Raw genomic sequence first — 16,292 nt, forward strand, 5'->3', positions numbered from 1 at the left:
CGACATGCTGCGCCATCCAAAGAGCCCCGGGAGGTCGTCGCCATGCTGACAGACCAGCTCTTCCTCATTTCCATCGCGGTGCTCACGCTGGTGGTGCTGCTCGTGCTCGGCATGGTGCTGTACTTTGCGGCACGGCGTTCGCACGCCAAGCCGTCGAGCGACCCGAAGGTCGCGCGCATCCGCTTCGACTCGCTGCGCAGTTCGTTCCGCCAGGCCGTGGAGCTGATCGAAGGCAACATCGCCTCGCGCGCCGACCGCTACGGCATTCCGTGGATCATGCTGCTCAACGAGGGCGACGACCATCGCCAGTTGCCCATCGAGCAGTCGGGCGTGGCGAGCGCACTGAGCACCGAGTCGGCCTCGGCCGCGACCACGCAGGGCATCTCGTGGCACTTCTTCGACCGCGGCGTGGTCATCGACATCCAGGGCGCCTATCTCGGCTCGCCCGATGACGACGACGCCTCAGAGAAGCCATGGGACGAGTTCCTGGGCATGTGCCGGGCCTACCGGCCGCAGCGGCCGTTCGACTCGGTGGTCATCACCATTCCGGCGGCGCTGCTGCTCGACGACAGCACCGACGGCCGGCTCGAACTCTCCAAGCGCGCCAAGCTCGCGCACCGCCGCCTGTGGCTCGCACAGAACCGCTTCGCGATGCGCTTCGCCGTGTATGTGCTGGTCACCGGCGCGGAACATCTCGAAGGTTTCAGCGCCTTCGCGAGCGCCCTGCCCGAGCCGCTGCGCGCGAGCATGCTGGGCTGGTCGTCGCCTTATGACCTGTCGACCACCTACCAGCCGGGCTGGGTCGACGAGGCGGTGGGTACCGTGGTGCGTTCGGTGTCCGACGTGTCGGCCGAGCTCTTCGCCACCGACACCGCGCCGCAGGGCGCCGGCCCGCAACTGCTGCTGCCTTCGCGCATCGAGGCGCTGCGCGGCCAGCTGCAGCTGTATGTCGATGAGCTGATGCGCCCGAGCGCGTACCACGAGCCCTTCTTCTTCCGCGGCATCTACCTGACGGGCGACAGCGGCGAATCGGCACAGGCAGTTGCCGCCATCGACGCCGAGCACGACAGCTACGGCCAGAAGGACCTGGAGCCCATCGGCGGCGACCTGATCGCGCAGCTGATGCGCCAGCCGGCGTTCTTGCGTGACCTGTTCGAGAAGAAGATCTTTCTCGAGTACGGCCTCACGCGGCCGTCGCGCACGCAGACACTGGCGCGCCCGGTGCTGCATCGCGCGCTGCGCTGGACGGCCATCTTGTTCCTCAGCGGCTGGGGCATTGGCCTGGTTGTGGCCACATGGCAGCTGCACCGGCACAACAGCACGCTGGTATCGGCGCTCTCGCAACTGCAGCACGATGCGCAATACCGCATGCGCGCACTGCAGCGCGGCGAGACCATTCCGACAGCGTGGTACCGCAACAAGGCGCTGTCGCTACTGGCAATGAACGAGCGACTGCGCACCGACGGCACTTATTCCTTCTTCATGCCCGGCTCGTGGCGCCCCTTCGACGACCTGAACGAACGCGTGATAGAGCGCATCGAGCGCGAGTTCGGTGACATCGCCGTGAGCACGCTGCGCCGCGAGCTGATGGCCCGCGTGAGCCAGCTGAGCGGCGTGGAGCAGGACGAGGCCACCGGCGAATTCATCGTCGGTGCCAACTGCAGCCTGCCGCCGAGCTTCAAGACCATCGGCGATGCGCCGCGCAAGAACGGCCTGCTGGTGGAAGACCAGCCCGAGTTCGGCGCCCTGCAACGCTACCTGGGTTCGGCCGAGCAGCTCGACACCGCGCTGCAGGCTGTGGAGCGCCTGCGCCAGCCTTCCACCGGCAATGCGGAAGACCTGCGCGTGGCCGTGCGCTACGCGCTGGGCGCCGAACTGCCCGCCGACCTGAGCCGCAACCTGCGCTACTTCCGCCAGGCGGCCGAGGGCAATGCACTGGCGATTCCGCTGGCGCCGGTGCAGTCGGCGCTGCGCTGCGCGCTCGACAAGGGCACGGCGCAGCTCGACACGCGGCTGTTCGTCAACAACGAACTGCTGGTGTCCGAGCAGTCGCTGGGGCGACTGCTGCCATCGCTCGCCAGTGCGGGCACCTTCGCGCGCACCACGGCCAGTTATCGCGAAGTGATCGCCGCCATCAAGGACCAGGAAGACCTGGTCGCCTCGGGCAAGGGCGGCTGGATGCGCCAGCCGGTGCTGGTGCTGGGCGCCTCGTACGACCGCACGATCGCGCGCATCGAGCAGAACCGCCTGCTGGGGCAGGAGCCGGCCGATGCGGTGCGCGGCCGCGCGCAAGATGCCTTCCAGAAATTCCGCGCCGAGTTCAACCTGCGCTTCGGCGGCGCGCAGCCCGGCCTCGTGTGGCAGGACAAGGAAGGCCGCTTCGCGCTGGCGCCCGAACGCATCGCGCTGCGCGACGCACTCACCGCGCTGCTGGCGCAGCCCTTCATGGCCGCCGCGCGCGACCGCGAGCTGCCGGGCGCGGGCCTTCGCTCGACGGCCACATGGGACCTCATGCGGCTCGACCAGGCACTGGCCGTCGGCGACATCCGCAAGCGCTACATGACCGACGGCATGACGGCCTTTCCGGCCATGGTTCGCCCGGGCATCGAGAGCGCGCTGAACGCGCACTTCGCGCAGCTCGTGGTCGACCAGGTGGCCGAGGCTGCGACCGGTGCGAACGATGGCATGCGCCCCACGTCAGGCGCGCTCATGGCCACCGACACGCAGGCCGCAGCCTACGAAGCCTCGCGCCAGCGCCTGGCCAAGATACAGGCGCTGCTGTACGAGATGGGCGCCGGTCCGCGCGCCGAAGACCTGCGCGCAATGATGTCGCGCGACGCACTGCAGCGACTCGAAGGCGTGGACGAAGCCTTCAACCAGTCGGAGCTGTACGCCATGCGCGGGCGCGACTTCCAGGGCTGGCGCGGCGAGCGCGGGCCGATGCTGGTCGCCTTCGGCGTGCCGGACACGGGCTCGCTCGCGGCCTACCTGGGGCAGCAGTTCAACCGCACCGAAACGCTGGGCAAGCTGGCCGACAGCTACATCGCGGCGCTCGACGGCGCGGGTGCGGGCTCGGTGCTCGCGCAGCGCTGGCAGGCCATCAACCGCGACCTGGAGCGCTACCGGCTGAAGAACCCGAACAGCAGCCTGCTGCTGCTCGAACAGTTCCTCGGCACGACCGGCGCCGAGATCGACCGCGAGACCTGCGCCGCCAAGCTGGCCGGCAAGGCGCCGGCGGCGCGCATCGGCGACTACTTTGCCGACCGCCACCAGCAGATCTACAGCGCCCTGCTCGCGCGCTGCTACGAGCTGCAGTTCGGCGACCAGCAGGAGCTGTGGACGCAGTTCTCCACGCGCTTCAACCGCTCGCTGGCGGGCCGGCATCCGTTCGGCGCGGCGACGGGCCGCGCCTTCGACCTGGCCGACCCGGCTGACGTGAACGACCTCGCACGGGCCTTCGACCCGCTGTCGCGCGCGCTGAAGGACAACCGCACCGACGGCGCCGTGCGCACCTCGGCCATGCCGGGGACGGCCGCGCGCCGCTTCGCGGAGCAGTTCGGCCGCGCACGCGACTTCATGCTGCCGCTGTTCCCGACGGAGGAAGGCGCCGCGCCGGGCTACGACCTGAGCGTGGACTTCCGCGTGAACACCGGCGCCGAGATCGAGGGCAACAAGATCATCGACTGGTCCTTCGAAGTCGGCGACCAGGTGCTCAAGCAGCGCGACCCGCCGCGCACGCTGCGCTGGGAATACGGCATGCCGGTGGCGCTGGTGCTGCGCATCGCGAAAGACTCGCCACTGGCGGCGCGCGCCGACCCGCAGCAGCACGCACTGCTGACCGACGGCCAGACCGTGAGCTTCCGCTTCGCCGACCCGTGGGCGCTGTTCACGCTGGCGCAGCGCCAGCGTGAAGCCGACACGGTGCAACGGCCGGACGGCCGCTCGCAGTTGCTGAAGTTCGAGTTTCCGCTGGTGGCCCAGTCGGCCGGCGACACCGCCCAGTCGCCTGCGGGAGGACGCGCGCGCGTGTTCCTGCGCGTTGCTGCAAGCCCCGCCGGCAAGAAGACCGCCCTGATCTGGCCCGCCGCGTTCCCGATGCGCGCCCCTGAATGGAACACGCCCTGATGGCCGCCGTGCTCGCTCCCCTGAACACCGAGGCCGCCAACGGCTTCGCACCCGACCTCGCGGCCTTCCTCGCGCCGTTGCAAATCGAAGGTGAAGGTCCCGCCGGGCCGCCGCTGCGCTACGACCCGGTGTACTCCCGCATCCGCGATGCGCGCATGGAGGAAGACGCCAGCCTGCCGATGGGCGAGTGGACCCGTCCGCTCAAGAAGGCCGACTGGCGCGCCACCGAGATGTTGTGCGCCGAGGTGCTGCAACGGCGCAGCAAGGACCTGCAGGTGGCCGCGTGGCTCACCGAAGCGTGGGTGCATCGCCATGCGATCGACGGGCTGATCGCCGGCACGCGGCTGCTCGAAGGGCTGGCGCGCGACTTCTGGCAAGACGTGCATCCGTGCATCGGAGAAGACGGCGACGCCGACATGCGCACGGCCACCTTCGTGTGGCTCAACGACACCCTCGCGCAGACCCTGCTGATGCGCGTGCCGCTGCTCGCATGGCCGGATTTCTCCCCGCCCTTCATCAACCTTGGCGACTGGCAGCGCGCGCTGACCACCGAGTTCGGCGCCGGTGCGGGCAATACCAAGTCGAAGGCGAAGGAAGTGGCGGCAGAGCCGAGCGCGCAGACGGTGTCGCGCCAGGACATCCTCGACCAGGCCGCACGCGACCTGCATGCGCTTGCCGCACTCGACGACCGCGTGACGCTGGCCGCCGATGCATGGCGCGACCTGGGCGCACTGCTCGACGAGCGCCTGGGCGCGGACGCGCCGAGCCTGTCGAAGGTGACGGAGATGCTGCTTCGCACGCGGCAGGCGCTGCGCAGCCTGCTGCAGGAGCGCGACCCGCGCGATGAAGAACCACCGGCCATGCCAATGGAGCCGCCCGCAAGTTGGGCGGCGGACACATCAACGCTTTCCGCGACCTCGATGGACGACAACGACATGAGCGAAGCCCCTTCTCCTCCTCCTTCTCTTTCTCCTTCCGCGCCGCTGCCGCAGGCCGCGGCAAGCGGGCGCATCGGCAGCCGCGCCGAGGCCTACCAGTTGCTGGAGTTGGCCGCCGCCTACCTGCTGCGCGAAGAGCCGCACAGCCCAACGCCCTACCTCGTCAACCGCGCGGTGGCGTGGGGACGTATGCCATTGCCGCAACTGATGCAGGAAGTGCTCCGCGAGGACGGCGACCTGAATCGGTACTTCTCGATCATTGGCGTCAGGCCCGACGCCTAGACAGATTGATCTCTTCGATGGAGCTTTCAACATGCCACGCCACCTCAAGCGCACCGGTCAGCACCTGTATGTCGATGGTTTGCATCTGCTCGGCATCTGCGAGCGATTGATGAAGGAAGCGGTGCTGGCCGGCGCTCCCGGAGGCGCCGGGACGCCTGCGGCCCCCTACACCATGGCCAATGCCGGTGACTGGGTCGCACGCTGGCGCGCGTCGACGCGCGAGGGCATGGTCTATTACAAGATGGCGGGCAGGCTCATCAGCAAGAACCACAAGGTGTATGTCGGCGACGTCGGGCCTGCATACCTTCAATCCACAAGCATCCTGGAGAGTTCGCTCAAGGCATTCCGGTCCAAATACGGCAGGCTGCCAAAGCTCAATCTCCACTTTGGCTATGCCGTCACCTCAATAACAGTAATCAGGGCTGCACTCAACGTCGACAACGCGACGTGGAAAGCATTGCGAATCGAGCAGACGGGCACTCCTCCGCCAACCTGGACGGCATCCATCCTGAGCACTCACCTCATTGCGATGGCAAGAACCCCAGGCGCTTCATCGAACGACCCCAACGATTACATCGATGCGAAGGACAGAGAACTCCTCCAGGAGTGGGCCACCAAGAACGCAATCAACGACCCGCAGTACCAGGTACTCGCGCAGAGGGTGGCCGACCCGGGCCTCATCTATGCAAAGAGCACCGACAGCGTCTATGGCGGCACACGGCCTGCCCCCTGGAGCGAGATACGCCATTCCCCCGTGATCGCCAAGGCGGTCCGCTCCCTGATGAAGGGCGAGTCCCCGTCGTTGGCCGCCGGCCCGGCTGGATACGACAAGGACTACGCGCGCAAGCAGTTGCTGCTGCCCGTCATGACGATGGCGATCTTTCACGCGGAGCCTGCGAGAAACCCGCGTGCATGGCCGATCAACCTGATGATCCTGGACCTCGCGGAGTCCACCACCGCACGCTTCACGTGGGACGCGATCCTGTGGCATCCGCTTGCAATTCCGCAATCGGCCACTACGGGCGCCGGCCATGTTCTCGCCGTGCCCCTGAGCGGCCCCCGGGGGCCGCATGCTCCCCTGGTGCCCTTCGTCGGGCCGCAGCCGACGCAGCAGGAAAAGACGGCACAGGCACGCGCGGAGCGCGCGATCGTGCCCATCACAAGCACGCTGAAGCTGCATCTCGTCGGCGGACTGATTCCGGCAAGCCCCACTGACGGCGGTCGAATAGGCGGGCGTCCGCTCTGGTCGCAGAACAGGTTTGCTGCAACCGAGCCTTTCGACTTCATCCATCAGAAAGAGATCGACGTGCTGCTGCAGTGGCTGATGCAATTTCCGGAGATCGGCACCCATTGGAGCGTGCAGGACCCGCCGCCGCACGGCGCCACGCTCGTGCCGGCGATGCAGGTTCTGCAGCGCCAGGTTCCCGCCGATGTGGCAACGACCACAGGCTTGACCCGCATCGCCGCCCGGCTCCAGACCCGGATCGGGACCCTGGATTACATGCATTAGCCAGACCCCCGTCTCTCAGGAGTTCTCCGCTCCGGCGCTTGCTGTTCAATGCGCCCGCGAGCGCCAAGTTCACGCACAAGTACGAAGTCGTCCGGGCCGAGCTGCCCGGCGCCGAGTTCAATACCAGGACCAAGGCCTGACCCAAGACGAACTTCACGCAGCTCCAGGCGTGGAAGCAGATGGAGGCGCTGCCCTGCTTCAAGGCGAACAAGGAGATTCCGGACGCGGTTGCGCTCTAGGCGGCAACGGTCGCAGCGGGACCGAACGCCGCGCCTCAACCCAGCACGTCGTTCACCTGCTCCCGAAATTCGCTCAGGCTCACGGCGGCCCCAATCTCCCGCGGCAACGCATCGCGCACCGAGAACACGCCCAGGATCTTCGCCCCCGCCGCCAGCGGCAGGTGGCGAAAGCCCCGTTCGAGCATGAGCGCGACGGCGTCGGACACCAGCGTTTCGGGCGGCACGCAGATGGGGTTGGGCGTCATCACGTCGCGCACCGCCGTGCGATCAGGGTCCAGCCCCTTGGCCAGCACCCGGGTCATCAGGTCGCGCTCGGTCAGGATGCCCAGCAGCGTGTCGGGCAGGTCCATGATGAGCACGCTGCCGCAGTTGGCACGCGTCATCACGCATGCGGCGTCGCGCACGTTCGCCTGCGGACCCAGGCTGATCACGTGCTTGCGCGAGATGGACTGGAAAACAGTGCGCTCGGTCATGATGCACCCTCCGGAAGTGGCGTCGTGAATGGTGCCGCCGACAGCGGCTCAGCGCAAGGAGGCGTTGAGCCGCTCCAGCGCCGTGGCGCCGGGGCAAAGCTGGTCAGGCCCCATCGCGTTGAGCGACTGGTCGCTGGTGTTGAGCGCCGTGTGCAGGTCGGTGGCCAGCGGGTCGACATAGAGCAGGCCGGTCACCACCTCGCCCATCTCGTGGTGCCGCTGCATGTAGGCCATGGAGGCATAACGGTCGCCAGGGTTGTAGTCGGGGTGCAGGCTGCGCAGGCGCAGCAGCGTGCCGTCGTGCTGGCGCACGTCCATCACTTCTCCGGGCTCGATGTCGGCGACGATTTCGTCCCGCCCGCTGATGAAGTCGATGCGGCTCACCGCCTCGTTGTGCTCTCGCACGTAGTCGTAGCTCTTGGTGCTGCCGGGGTGGTTGTTGAAGGCAACGCAGGGGCTGATGACGTCGATGAAGGCGGAGCCACCATGGCTGATCGCCCCTTTTATCAGTGGCACAAGTTGCGCCTTGTTACCCGAAAAGCCCCGCCCCACGTAGCTGGCGCCCAACTGCAGCGCCATGGCCACGAGGTCCACCGGGCTGTCGGTGTTGACGACGCCCTTCTTGCTCTTCGAGCCCTGGTCGGCGGTGGCGGAGAACTGGCCCTTGGTGAGGCCGTAGACGCCGTTGTTCTCCACGATGTAGGCCATGCGCACGCCGCGCCGCATGGCGTGGGCAAACTGGCCCAGGCCGATGGAAGCCGAATCGCCGTCGCCCGAAACGCCCAGGTACAGCAGGTCGCGGTTGGCGAGGTTGGCGCCGGTCAGCACGCTGGGCATGCGGCCGTGCACGGTGTTGAAGCCGTGCGATGCGCCCAGAAAGTAATCCGGCGTCTTGGAGCTGCAGCCAATGCCCGAGAGCTTGGCCACGCGATGCGGTTCGATGTCCAGCTCCCAGCAGGCCTCGATGATGGCGGCGGAGATGGAGTCGTGGCCGCAGCCGGCGCACAGCGTGGAGATCTTTCCCTCGTAGTCGCGTCGCGTGTAGCCGACCTTGTTGGTGGCCAGTGTCGGGTGCCGCAACCGGGGCTTGGCAAGGTAGGTCATGCAGGCTCTTTCTTATCGGTGCTGCCGGAGGCTTGCGTCTGTTGCTGCACATGAGCGCTGATCGACTGGACGATGAAGCGCGCGGTGATGGGCGTGCCGTCGAAATGCAGCACCCGTATCAACCGCGCCGGATCGGCGTCCAGCTCATTCACCAGCAGGCTGCGCATCTGTGCGTCGCGGTTCTGCTCGACCACGAACACCTTTTCATGCTGCGCCAGGAACTGCACCACGCTGTCCGGAAAGGGAAAGGCGCGCAGCCGCAGTGCATCGAGATGGATGCCGCGCTCTTCCAGCGCCTGCAACGCCTCGTGCATCGACGGGCTGGTCGAACCGAAATAGATCACGCCCAGTTTGGTCTTTTCGGCGGCGGGCCGAAGCACAGGCTGCGGCACCAGCGTGGCCGCTGTCGCGAACTTCTTCAGCAGCCGCTCCATGTTGTAGATGTAGTCCGGCCCGCGCTCCGAGTAGCGGGCGTAGGCGTCGCGTGTCGTGCCGCGCGTGAAGTAGCTGCCCTTGGTCGGGTGCGTTCCGGGCAGCGTGCGCCAGGGAATGCCGTCGCCATCCACGTCCTTGTAGCGGCCGAAGTCGCGGCCCGCCTCGAGCTCTTCGGCGCTCATGACCTTGCCGCGGTCGTAGGCCTTGCTGTCGTCCCAGGCAAAGGGCTCGCACAGGCGCTGGTTCATGCCGATGTCCAGGTCCGTCATCACGAACACCGGCGTCTGCAGCCGGTCGGCCAGGTCCAGCGCCGCCGCTGCATGCTCGAAGCACTCGTGCGGGTCCTCGGGAAACAGCAGCACGTGCTTGGTATCGCCGTGCGAGGCATACGCGCACGAGAGGATGTCGGCCTGCTGCGTGCGCGTCGGCATGCCGGTGGAAGGGCCGCCGCGCTGCACGTTGATGAGCGTGACGGGAATCTCCGCAAAGTAGGCCAGCCCGATGAACTCGCTCATCAGCGAAATGCCCGGCCCCGAGGTCGCGGTGAAGGCCCGTGCGCCGTTCCAGCCGGCGCCGACCACCACGCCAATCGATGCGAGCTCGTCTTCCGCCTGCACGATGGCAAAGCGGTGCTGGCCGGTGGCGGGGTCCACGCGGAACTTGGTGCAGTACTTCTGGAAGGCCTCGGCCACCGAGGACGACGGCGTGATCGGATACCAGGCCGCGACCGTGGCACCGCCATACACGCAGCCCAGCGCGGCGGCGCTGTTGCCGTCGACGAAGATGCGGTTGCCGACACCGTCGGCACGCCGCACCCGCAGCCCCAATGGCTCGTGCAGGTTCTCCCGCGCGAAATCGCAGCCCAGGTGCAGCGCCTGCACATTGGAGGCCAACAACTTTTCCTTGCCCTTGTACTGTTCGCCGAACAGCTTCTCGACCACCTCCGGCTCTATGCCAAGCAGGATGGCCAGGGCGCCCACGTAGACGATGTTCTTGAACAGCTGGCGCTGCCGCGGGTCCTGATAAACGGCGTTGCAGATTTCGGTGAGCGGCATGCCGATCACGCGAACGTCGCTGCGGAACTTCGATGGCGGCAGCGGCCGCGTGCTGTCGTAGAAGAGATAGCCGCCGGGCTCCAGTTCGGCCAGGTCGGCCTCCCAGGTCTGCGGATTCATCGCCACCATCATGTCGGTGCCGCCGCGCCGTCCGAGATGGCCCTGCTCGGTCACGCGCACCTCATACCAGGTCGGCAGGCCCTGGATATTGCTGGGAAAGATGTTGCGCGGACTCACCGGCACGCCCATGCGCAGGATGGCCTTGGCGAACAGTTCGTTGGCAGAGGCCGAACCCGAGCCGTTGACGTTGGCGAACTTGATGACGAAGTCGTTGACCGCCTCTATCTGCTTCATACGGCCACCTCCTGCGCATGCCCTTGCCCGGCAGGTGTCATCTTCAACAAGAACTTCTGCATGTCCCACGCGCCCGTGGGGCAGCGCTCGGCGCACAGGCCGCAGTGCAGGCAGACGTCTTCATCCTTGACCATCACCCGGCCCGTCTTGAGCCCGCCGGACACATACAGGTCTTGCGCCAGGTTCAGCGCCGGCGCCTTGAGCCGTGATCGCAACTCGACTTCTTCGCCGTTGTCGATGAAGTTGATGCAGTCCATCGGGCAGATGTCCACGCAGGCATCGCATTCGATGCAGGCGGCCTCGGTGAACACGGTCTGCACGTCGCAGTTCAGGCAGCGCTCGGCCTCCTTGAAGGCGGTGGCTGCGTCGAAGCCCAGTTCCACTTCCACGCGGATGCTGGCCAGTGCGGTCTCTGCCTTGGCCCACGGCACCTTGTAGCGCAGGTCGTTGGAGGTGTCGTTGTCGTAGCTCCACTCGTGGATGCCCATCTTCTGCGAGACCAGGTTGGTCATCGGCGCCGGGCGAACGTAGACCGGCTCGGCACGCAGCAGCTTGTCGATCGACACCGCAGCCTCGTGGCCATGGGCCACGGCCGTGATGATGTTCTTGGGGCCGAAGGCCGCATCGCCGCCGAAGAACACGTTGGGCACCGTCGACTGGAAGGTGTTCTCGTCCAGCTTCGGCAGGCCCGACTTGTCGAAGGCGATGCCGCAATCGCGCTCGATCCACGGGAATGCGTTTTCCTGGCCCACCGCGACCAGCACTTCGTCGCATTCGAAATACGCGTCCGGCTCGCCGGTGGGCACCAGCGTACGGCGGCCCTTGTCGTCGTACTCGGCGCGGACAATCTCGAAGCGCATGCCCAAGAGCTTGCCTTCTTCGTGGACGAAGGCCTTGGGCACGTGGAAGTCGATGATCGGAATGCCTTCGTGCTGGGCGTCTTCCTTTTCCCAGGGCGAGGCCTTCATTTCAGCGAAGCCGCTGCGCACGATGACCTTCACGTCGGTGCCGCCCAGGCGGCGGGCCGAGCGGCAGCAGTCCATTGCCGTGTTGCCACCGCCCAGCACGATCACGCGCTTGCCGATGCTGCTGACGTGGCCGAAGGAAACCGAGTTGAGCCAGTCGATGCCGATGTGGATGCTGGCCGCCGCTTCCTGCCGGCCAAGCACATCCAGGTCGCGCCCGCGCGGTGCGCCGCAGCCAACGAAGATCGCGTCCCACTCTTGCGCCATCAGAGCCGTCATCGAGTCGATGCGCACGCCGCTGCGGAACTCGACGCCCAGGTCGAGGATGTAGCCCGTCTCCTCGTCGATCACCGACTCCGGCAGGCGAAAGCGCGGTATCTGCGTGCGGATGAAACCGCCGGCCTTGGCTTCGCCGTCGAACACCGTCACTTCGTAGCCCAAAGGCGCCAGGTCGCGTGCGACGGTGAGCGAGGCCGGCCCCGCACCGACGCAGGCAACACGCTTGCCGTTCTTCGGCTCCAGCTTCGGCATGCGCGCGCGCACGTCGTCCTTCATGTCGGCTGCCACGCGCTTGAGCCTGCAGATGGCCACCGGCTCGGGCTCCCCCGTGTTGCCCTCTTCCACCCGCCCTCGCCTGCAGGCCGGCTCGCAGGGCCGGTCGCAGGTGCGCCCCAGGATGCCGGGGAAGACGTTGGACACCCAATTGATCATGTAGGCGTCGCTGTAGCGGCGCTGCGCGATCATGCGGATGTATTCAGGGACGGGGGTGTGCGCCGGGCAGGCGTACTGGCAATCGACGACCTTGTGGAAATAGGCCGGGTTGGCAATGTTCGTTCGCTGCAATGCGTGTCTCCTGCCAGCCGCCAGGGACCCCGGAGGGGCCGACGCGCGGCTCTGGCGCAGTATGCGCCGCACAGGCGGGAGCGCAACCTTGGTGAAATCCCGCAGCTAGCCGGCCTGCCCCTCCAGGGCAACGGCAAAGAGGGCATCGATCAGCGGCCGCTCCCTGCGGATGGAAAGGCAGCACAGCGAATAGCTGATCGACAGCTGCTCATCGTCGATTGCCACGGCCGCCAGGCCCGGCAGCGGAATGAACTCCACCTGCGTGACGAAGCCGACGCCCATTCCGTTGGCCACCGCGTGCAGGATGGCCTCGCGGCTGTTGATTTCCATGGCGCAGTGCAGGTTGACTTTCTGCTGCAGGCAGGCGCGCTCGACGCGATGCCGGGTCTTGGAGCCGGGCTCGCGCAGGATGACCGTTTCGTGTTCGATGTCGCGGGTGGTGATCGATGCGCGCTGCGTCCACGCATGGCCTTCGGGCACCACCGCGACGATGCGCTCAGCGCGGTAGGGCGCGATGTGCAGGCCTTCGGCCGCCGCGGGTTCGGCGACGATGCCCACGTCGATGGAGAAGTCCTGCAGCCCCCGGAGGGTGGACTCCTCCGACCCGATCGACACCGTCAGGTCCAGCGACGGATGCGCCTCCTTGAAGTTGCGCGCCAGCTCCAGCGCAATGGGCGGCGACACCGCGCCGACGCGCACCAGCCCCACCTTGAGCTTGCGGGCACTCTCCAGGAAGAGCATCGCCTCCTCCTCCTGCCCGAACAGGCCCTGCGTGATGGCATAGAGCCGCTCGCCGGCCGCGGTGAGCCGCACGCCGCGCCCGCTGCGCAGGAACAGTTCCACGTTGAAGCGGGCCTCCAGGGCCTTGACCTGGTCGGTCACCGTCGGCTGCCCGATGTGCAGGTACTGCGCCGCCGAGGTGAAGCCGCCCGTCTTCGCCACGGCATGGAAGCATCTGATCGATTTGTAGTACTGGTGGAACATGCATTCGGGCCCCGGCGAAGCCGGCGGCTCCTTCAGGAAGAAAGCCTCTCACAAGCACGCCCGGGCGCGAATGAGCGCTTTCCCGGTCGCGATGCCCGCACGGGCGATCCATCGATTTTCGACCATGCGGACACCGGAAATGCGATTGGACGCGATGGCGGGCCGCTTCGACACTGGCCGCCATACGAGACAACCGAAGCGAAAGACCCGATGCCCCACGCGTACCACAACCCCGTTTCCATCCACTGCGGCCGAGGCAGTCTGGAGCGGCTGCCCACGATCCTCGCCGGCCGCCGCGTCGTCGTCGTCACCTTTCCCGAAGCCCGCGAGCTCGGACTGGTCGCCCGCCTCCGCGAGCTCCTGAAAGACTCGCTGCTCGGCGTGATCGACGACGTGCGCCCCAATCCCGACGTGGCGCACTTGAGCGACCTCTACAACCGCTTCTGGCAATCGCCCGAAGCATGCGATGCCATCGTCGCCGTGGGCGGCGGCAGCGCCATCGACACGGCCAAGGCGCTGATGGTGGGCACGGCAAGCGGCCAGTTCGACGAACTCGTCGGCCTGCTGGCGACTGGCAAGCCCTTTGCACCCACCAGCGTCAAGCCGCTGATCGCGGTGCCGACGACCGCGGGCACCGGCAGCGAAGTGACGCCCTGGGCCACGATCTGGGATGCCGCCCGGCAGAAGAAATACTCGCTGCACCTGGACGCCACTTGGCCCGAGGCCGCCATCGTCGATCCCGAGCTGATGCTTTCGGTGCCGGCGGGCACCACCGTGTCAACGGGGCTCGATGCGCTTTCCCACGCGCTGGAGTCGGTGTGGAACGTGAACGCGAATCCCATCTCCGACACCTTCGCCATCTCCGCCGTGCAGGACATCTTCGAATGCCTGCCGGCGCTGCGGGCCGATCTCGGCAACATCGAACTGCGCGAACGCATGGCGCTGGCCGCACTCAAGGCCGGGCTTGCGTTCTCCAACACGAAGACGGCCCTGGCCCATTCGATCTCGTACGAGATGACGCTGCGCTACGGCCTGGCACATGGAATCGCCTGCTCGTTCACGCTGCCGATCGTTCTTGAAAAGGCATGGGCCCGCTCTCCCGATCGGGACCGCACGCTGCAGCGCCTGTTCGGGCCGGACCTGGCCGCCGGTGCCCGGCGCTTGCGAGACTTTCTCCAGGGACTCGGCGTGAAGACCGAGTTCGCGGACTACGGCGTGGCGGACAGCGAAGCCGCGGCCATGATCGCGCGCGCCATGGATGGCGCGCGCGGCAAGAACTTCATAGGGGCGGTGTCCGCCTAGCAGTCAGTTAGTCGGTTAGTCGGTTGAATCTGTAGAACGTCGAAAAAAATGCCGGCATTCGAGCCGGTCCCACGGACCCACGTCCGTCAAGAACAGGAGACAAAGACATGCAATTGGCAAATCAAGGCCTGCAGGCCGGGGCGTACGCGCCGCCTCTCGAACATTCATTCCGGCGCGCCCAGTGGCGAATGCTGCTGGCCGCGATGTTCTGCTACCTCTTCTTCTATACCGGCCGGCAGACCTTCGGCTTCGCCATCCCAGGGCTGCAGAAGGAATTCGGATTGTCGAAGGAGGTCTTGGGTTGGGCCTCGGCCAGCCTGCTGTGGTGCTATGCCATCGGCCAGGCGATCAACGGCAACCTCGCCGACAAGTTCGGCGGCCGGCGCGTGATGACCGCGGGCGCCATCCTGTCCTGCGCGGCCAACTGGGTCGTGAGCTTCGCCGTCGGGTTCAAGACGCTCGCGATTCCATGGGGCGTCAACGGCTACTTCCAGGCGCTCGGCTGGGCGCCGGGCAGCCGCCTGCTGTCGAACTGGTGGGGCACCGGGGAGCGCGGCAAGGTCTTCGGCTTCTACACCTTCGCTGCCGGATGCGCGTCGGTCCTGTCGTTCGTCACGTCCATCGTGGTGGTCAACGTGCTGCACCTGGACTGGCGCTGGATCTTCAGGCTGCCCGTGCTGCTGATGCTGGTGGGCGGCATCGCGTTCTACCTGATCGCCCGGGAGCGCCCCGAAGACCTCGGGTTCAAGTCGCCCGACACCGGCATAGCCAACGCGGAAGACGCAAAGGCCGCGTCCCTGCAGCACACCACGCCCGACGAAAGCTCGTGGACGCGCTACAAGGCCGTGCTCTGCAACCCGAAGCTGCTCATCGCGGCACTCGCCATCGGCTTCCAGAATGCCGCGCGCTACGGGCTGATCGTGTGGGTGCCGGTGCACTTTCTCGGCAAGGACTGGAGCAAGATGGCCGACGGCATGATCGATCCCGCATGGATCTCGGTCGCGCTGCCGGTGGGCATGGCCTTCGGCGCACTCACCAACGGCTGGATCTCCGACCGCGTCTTCGGCTCGAAGCGCTACAAGGCCATCGTGCTGTACATGCTGCTGGGTGCGGCCGCCTCCGTCGGCATGTACCTGCTGCCCACGAGCATCGGCGGGCTGGCGCTTCTGTTCCTCGCAGGCTTCTTCGTCTACGGCCCCGCCTCGTCGTTCTGGGCGCTGTGCCCCGACCTCGTGGGAGCCAAGCGCTCGGGCACCGCCACCGGCGTCATGAACTTCTTCTCGTACCTGCTGGCGGGCCTCGGCGAACCGCTGATCGGCCGGCTGCTGGATCACTCGGGCAACACCTCGATGGTCTTTCCGATCGTGGCCGCCAGCTGCCTCATCAGCGCCTTCATCGCGGTCTTCATCCGTCGCTGAAAGAGCCCTTTTCTCTTCACCTCCAAGGAATCCCTTCTCATGAAACCCGACTCGCTCGAAGTCAATGCCCGCAGCTACCGCTGGATGAGCCGCCCCGTCGTGGTGGTGTGCGTCGATGGCTGCGAGCCTGCGTATCTGGACGCGGCCATCGCAGCCGGCGTAGCCCCGTACATCGAGCGCATGCGCAAGACCGGAGCAGACCTGCTGGCCGACTGCGTGGTGCCCTCCTTCACCAACCCGAACAACCTGTCCATCGTCACCGGCG

At 66.8% G+C, this 16,292-nt stretch carries 11 protein-coding genes; 6 read left to right on the forward strand and 5 right to left on the reverse strand.

Features of this window, described 5'->3' with window-relative positions; translation table 11 throughout:
- The first annotated feature begins 42 nt into the window (after positions 1-42).
- The 3 genes from BLW48_RS24490 to BLW48_RS24500 are packed head-to-tail and all read left to right on the forward strand — an operon-like array spanning position 43 to position 6,855.
- Positions 43-4,125 (forward strand): type VI secretion system protein, encoded by a 4,083-nt coding sequence (locus tag BLW48_RS24490; RefSeq protein ID WP_093078894.1) that lies wholly within the window; start codon positions 43-45, stop codon positions 4,123-4,125.
- Positions 4,110-5,345: a type VI secretion system protein TssA gene (tssA, locus tag BLW48_RS24495; RefSeq protein WP_256330895.1), complete on the forward strand. Its 1,236-nt coding sequence runs from the start codon at positions 4,110-4,112 to the stop codon at positions 5,343-5,345. Before BLW48_RS24490 ends, tssA begins: the two co-directional genes overlap by 16 nt.
- Positions 5,346-5,376: 31 nt before the next feature.
- Complete coding sequence (locus BLW48_RS24500; protein ID WP_093177970.1) at positions 5,377-6,855, forward strand: hypothetical protein; 1,479 nt, start codon at positions 5,377-5,379, stop codon at positions 6,853-6,855.
- Positions 6,856-7,129: 274 nt separating this feature from the next.
- Here BLW48_RS24500 and BLW48_RS24505 read toward each other — a convergent pair whose 3' ends face one another.
- The 5 genes from BLW48_RS24505 to BLW48_RS24525 all read right to left on the reverse strand — a co-directional run bounded on the left by BLW48_RS24505 (position 7,130) and on the right by BLW48_RS24525 (position 13,307).
- The gene (locus tag BLW48_RS24505) at positions 7,130-7,567 is read right to left on the reverse strand and encodes a CBS domain-containing protein (RefSeq protein ID WP_093078898.1); all 438 of its coding nucleotides are present in this window, start codon (positions 7,565-7,567) and stop codon (positions 7,130-7,132) included.
- A 48-nt stretch (positions 7,568-7,615) separates the two neighbouring features.
- A complete protein-coding gene (locus BLW48_RS24510; RefSeq protein WP_093177972.1) occupies positions 7,616-8,671 on the reverse strand; it encodes a 2-oxoacid:ferredoxin oxidoreductase subunit beta in 1,056 nt (351 codons plus the stop codon).
- Entirely contained in the window at positions 8,668-10,515 is a 1,848-nt protein-coding gene (locus BLW48_RS24515) for a 2-oxoacid:acceptor oxidoreductase subunit alpha (protein ID WP_093177974.1), read from the reverse strand. The genes BLW48_RS24510 and BLW48_RS24515 overlap by 4 nt, the downstream gene beginning before the upstream one ends.
- A complete protein-coding gene (locus BLW48_RS24520; protein ID WP_093177975.1) occupies positions 10,512-12,323 on the reverse strand; it encodes an FAD-dependent oxidoreductase in 1,812 nt (603 codons plus the stop codon). The genes BLW48_RS24515 and BLW48_RS24520 overlap by 4 nt, the downstream gene beginning before the upstream one ends.
- A gap of 105 nt (positions 12,324-12,428) precedes the next feature.
- The gene (locus BLW48_RS24525; protein WP_093177977.1) at positions 12,429-13,307 is read right to left on the reverse strand and encodes a LysR substrate-binding domain-containing protein; all 879 of its coding nucleotides are present in this window, start codon (positions 13,305-13,307) and stop codon (positions 12,429-12,431) included.
- A gap of 210 nt (positions 13,308-13,517) precedes the next feature.
- On the opposite strand from BLW48_RS24525, the gene psrA reads away from it, so the two are divergent.
- The 3 genes from psrA to BLW48_RS24540 form a co-directional block, all read left to right on the forward strand.
- Complete coding sequence (gene psrA, locus BLW48_RS24530; RefSeq protein WP_093058197.1) at positions 13,518-14,609, forward strand: iron-containing alcohol dehydrogenase PsrA; 1,092 nt, start codon at positions 13,518-13,520, stop codon at positions 14,607-14,609.
- 107 nt (positions 14,610-14,716) lie between these two features.
- Positions 14,717-16,027, forward strand: coding sequence for an MFS transporter (locus BLW48_RS24535; protein WP_093058196.1), 1,311 nt, complete (start codon positions 14,717-14,719; stop codon positions 16,025-16,027).
- Between the two features lie 39 nt (positions 16,028-16,066).
- Positions 16,067-16,292, forward strand: a 226-nt coding sequence (locus tag BLW48_RS24540; RefSeq protein ID WP_177142393.1) for an alkaline phosphatase family protein, incomplete at its 3' end; no start/stop codon positions are given.

It is taken from the genome of Variovorax sp. YR266, assembly GCF_900107295.1.
GTDB lineage: Bacteria > Pseudomonadota > Gammaproteobacteria > Burkholderiales > Burkholderiaceae_C > Variovorax.

What these genes read in the sequence shown, in the direction of transcription:
- BLW48_RS24515 (WP_093177974.1), bottom strand. Translation starts at nt 10,515, where the DNA reads ATGAAGCAGATAGAGGCGGTCAACGACTTCGTCATCAAGTTCGCCAAC.
- tssA (WP_256330895.1), top strand. Translation starts at nt 4,110, where the DNA reads ATGGAACACGCCCTGATGGCCGCCGTGCTCGCTCCCCTGAACACCGAG.
- BLW48_RS24505 (WP_093078898.1), bottom strand. Translation starts at nt 7,567, where the DNA reads ATGACCGAGCGCACTGTTTTCCAGTCCATCTCGCGCAAGCACGTGATC.
- psrA (WP_093058197.1), top strand. Translation starts at nt 13,518, where the DNA reads ATGCCCCACGCGTACCACAACCCCGTTTCCATCCACTGCGGCCGAGGC.
- BLW48_RS24535 (WP_093058196.1), top strand. Translation starts at nt 14,717, where the DNA reads ATGCAATTGGCAAATCAAGGCCTGCAGGCCGGGGCGTACGCGCCGCCT.
- BLW48_RS24490 (WP_093078894.1), top strand. Translation starts at nt 43, where the DNA reads ATGCTGACAGACCAGCTCTTCCTCATTTCCATCGCGGTGCTCACGCTG.
- BLW48_RS24525 (WP_093177977.1), bottom strand. Translation starts at nt 13,307, where the DNA reads ATGTTCCACCAGTACTACAAATCGATCAGATGCTTCCATGCCGTGGCG.
- BLW48_RS24500 (WP_093177970.1), top strand. Translation starts at nt 5,377, where the DNA reads ATGCCACGCCACCTCAAGCGCACCGGTCAGCACCTGTATGTCGATGGT.
- BLW48_RS24510 (WP_093177972.1), bottom strand. Translation starts at nt 8,671, where the DNA reads ATGACCTACCTTGCCAAGCCCCGGTTGCGGCACCCGACACTGGCCACC.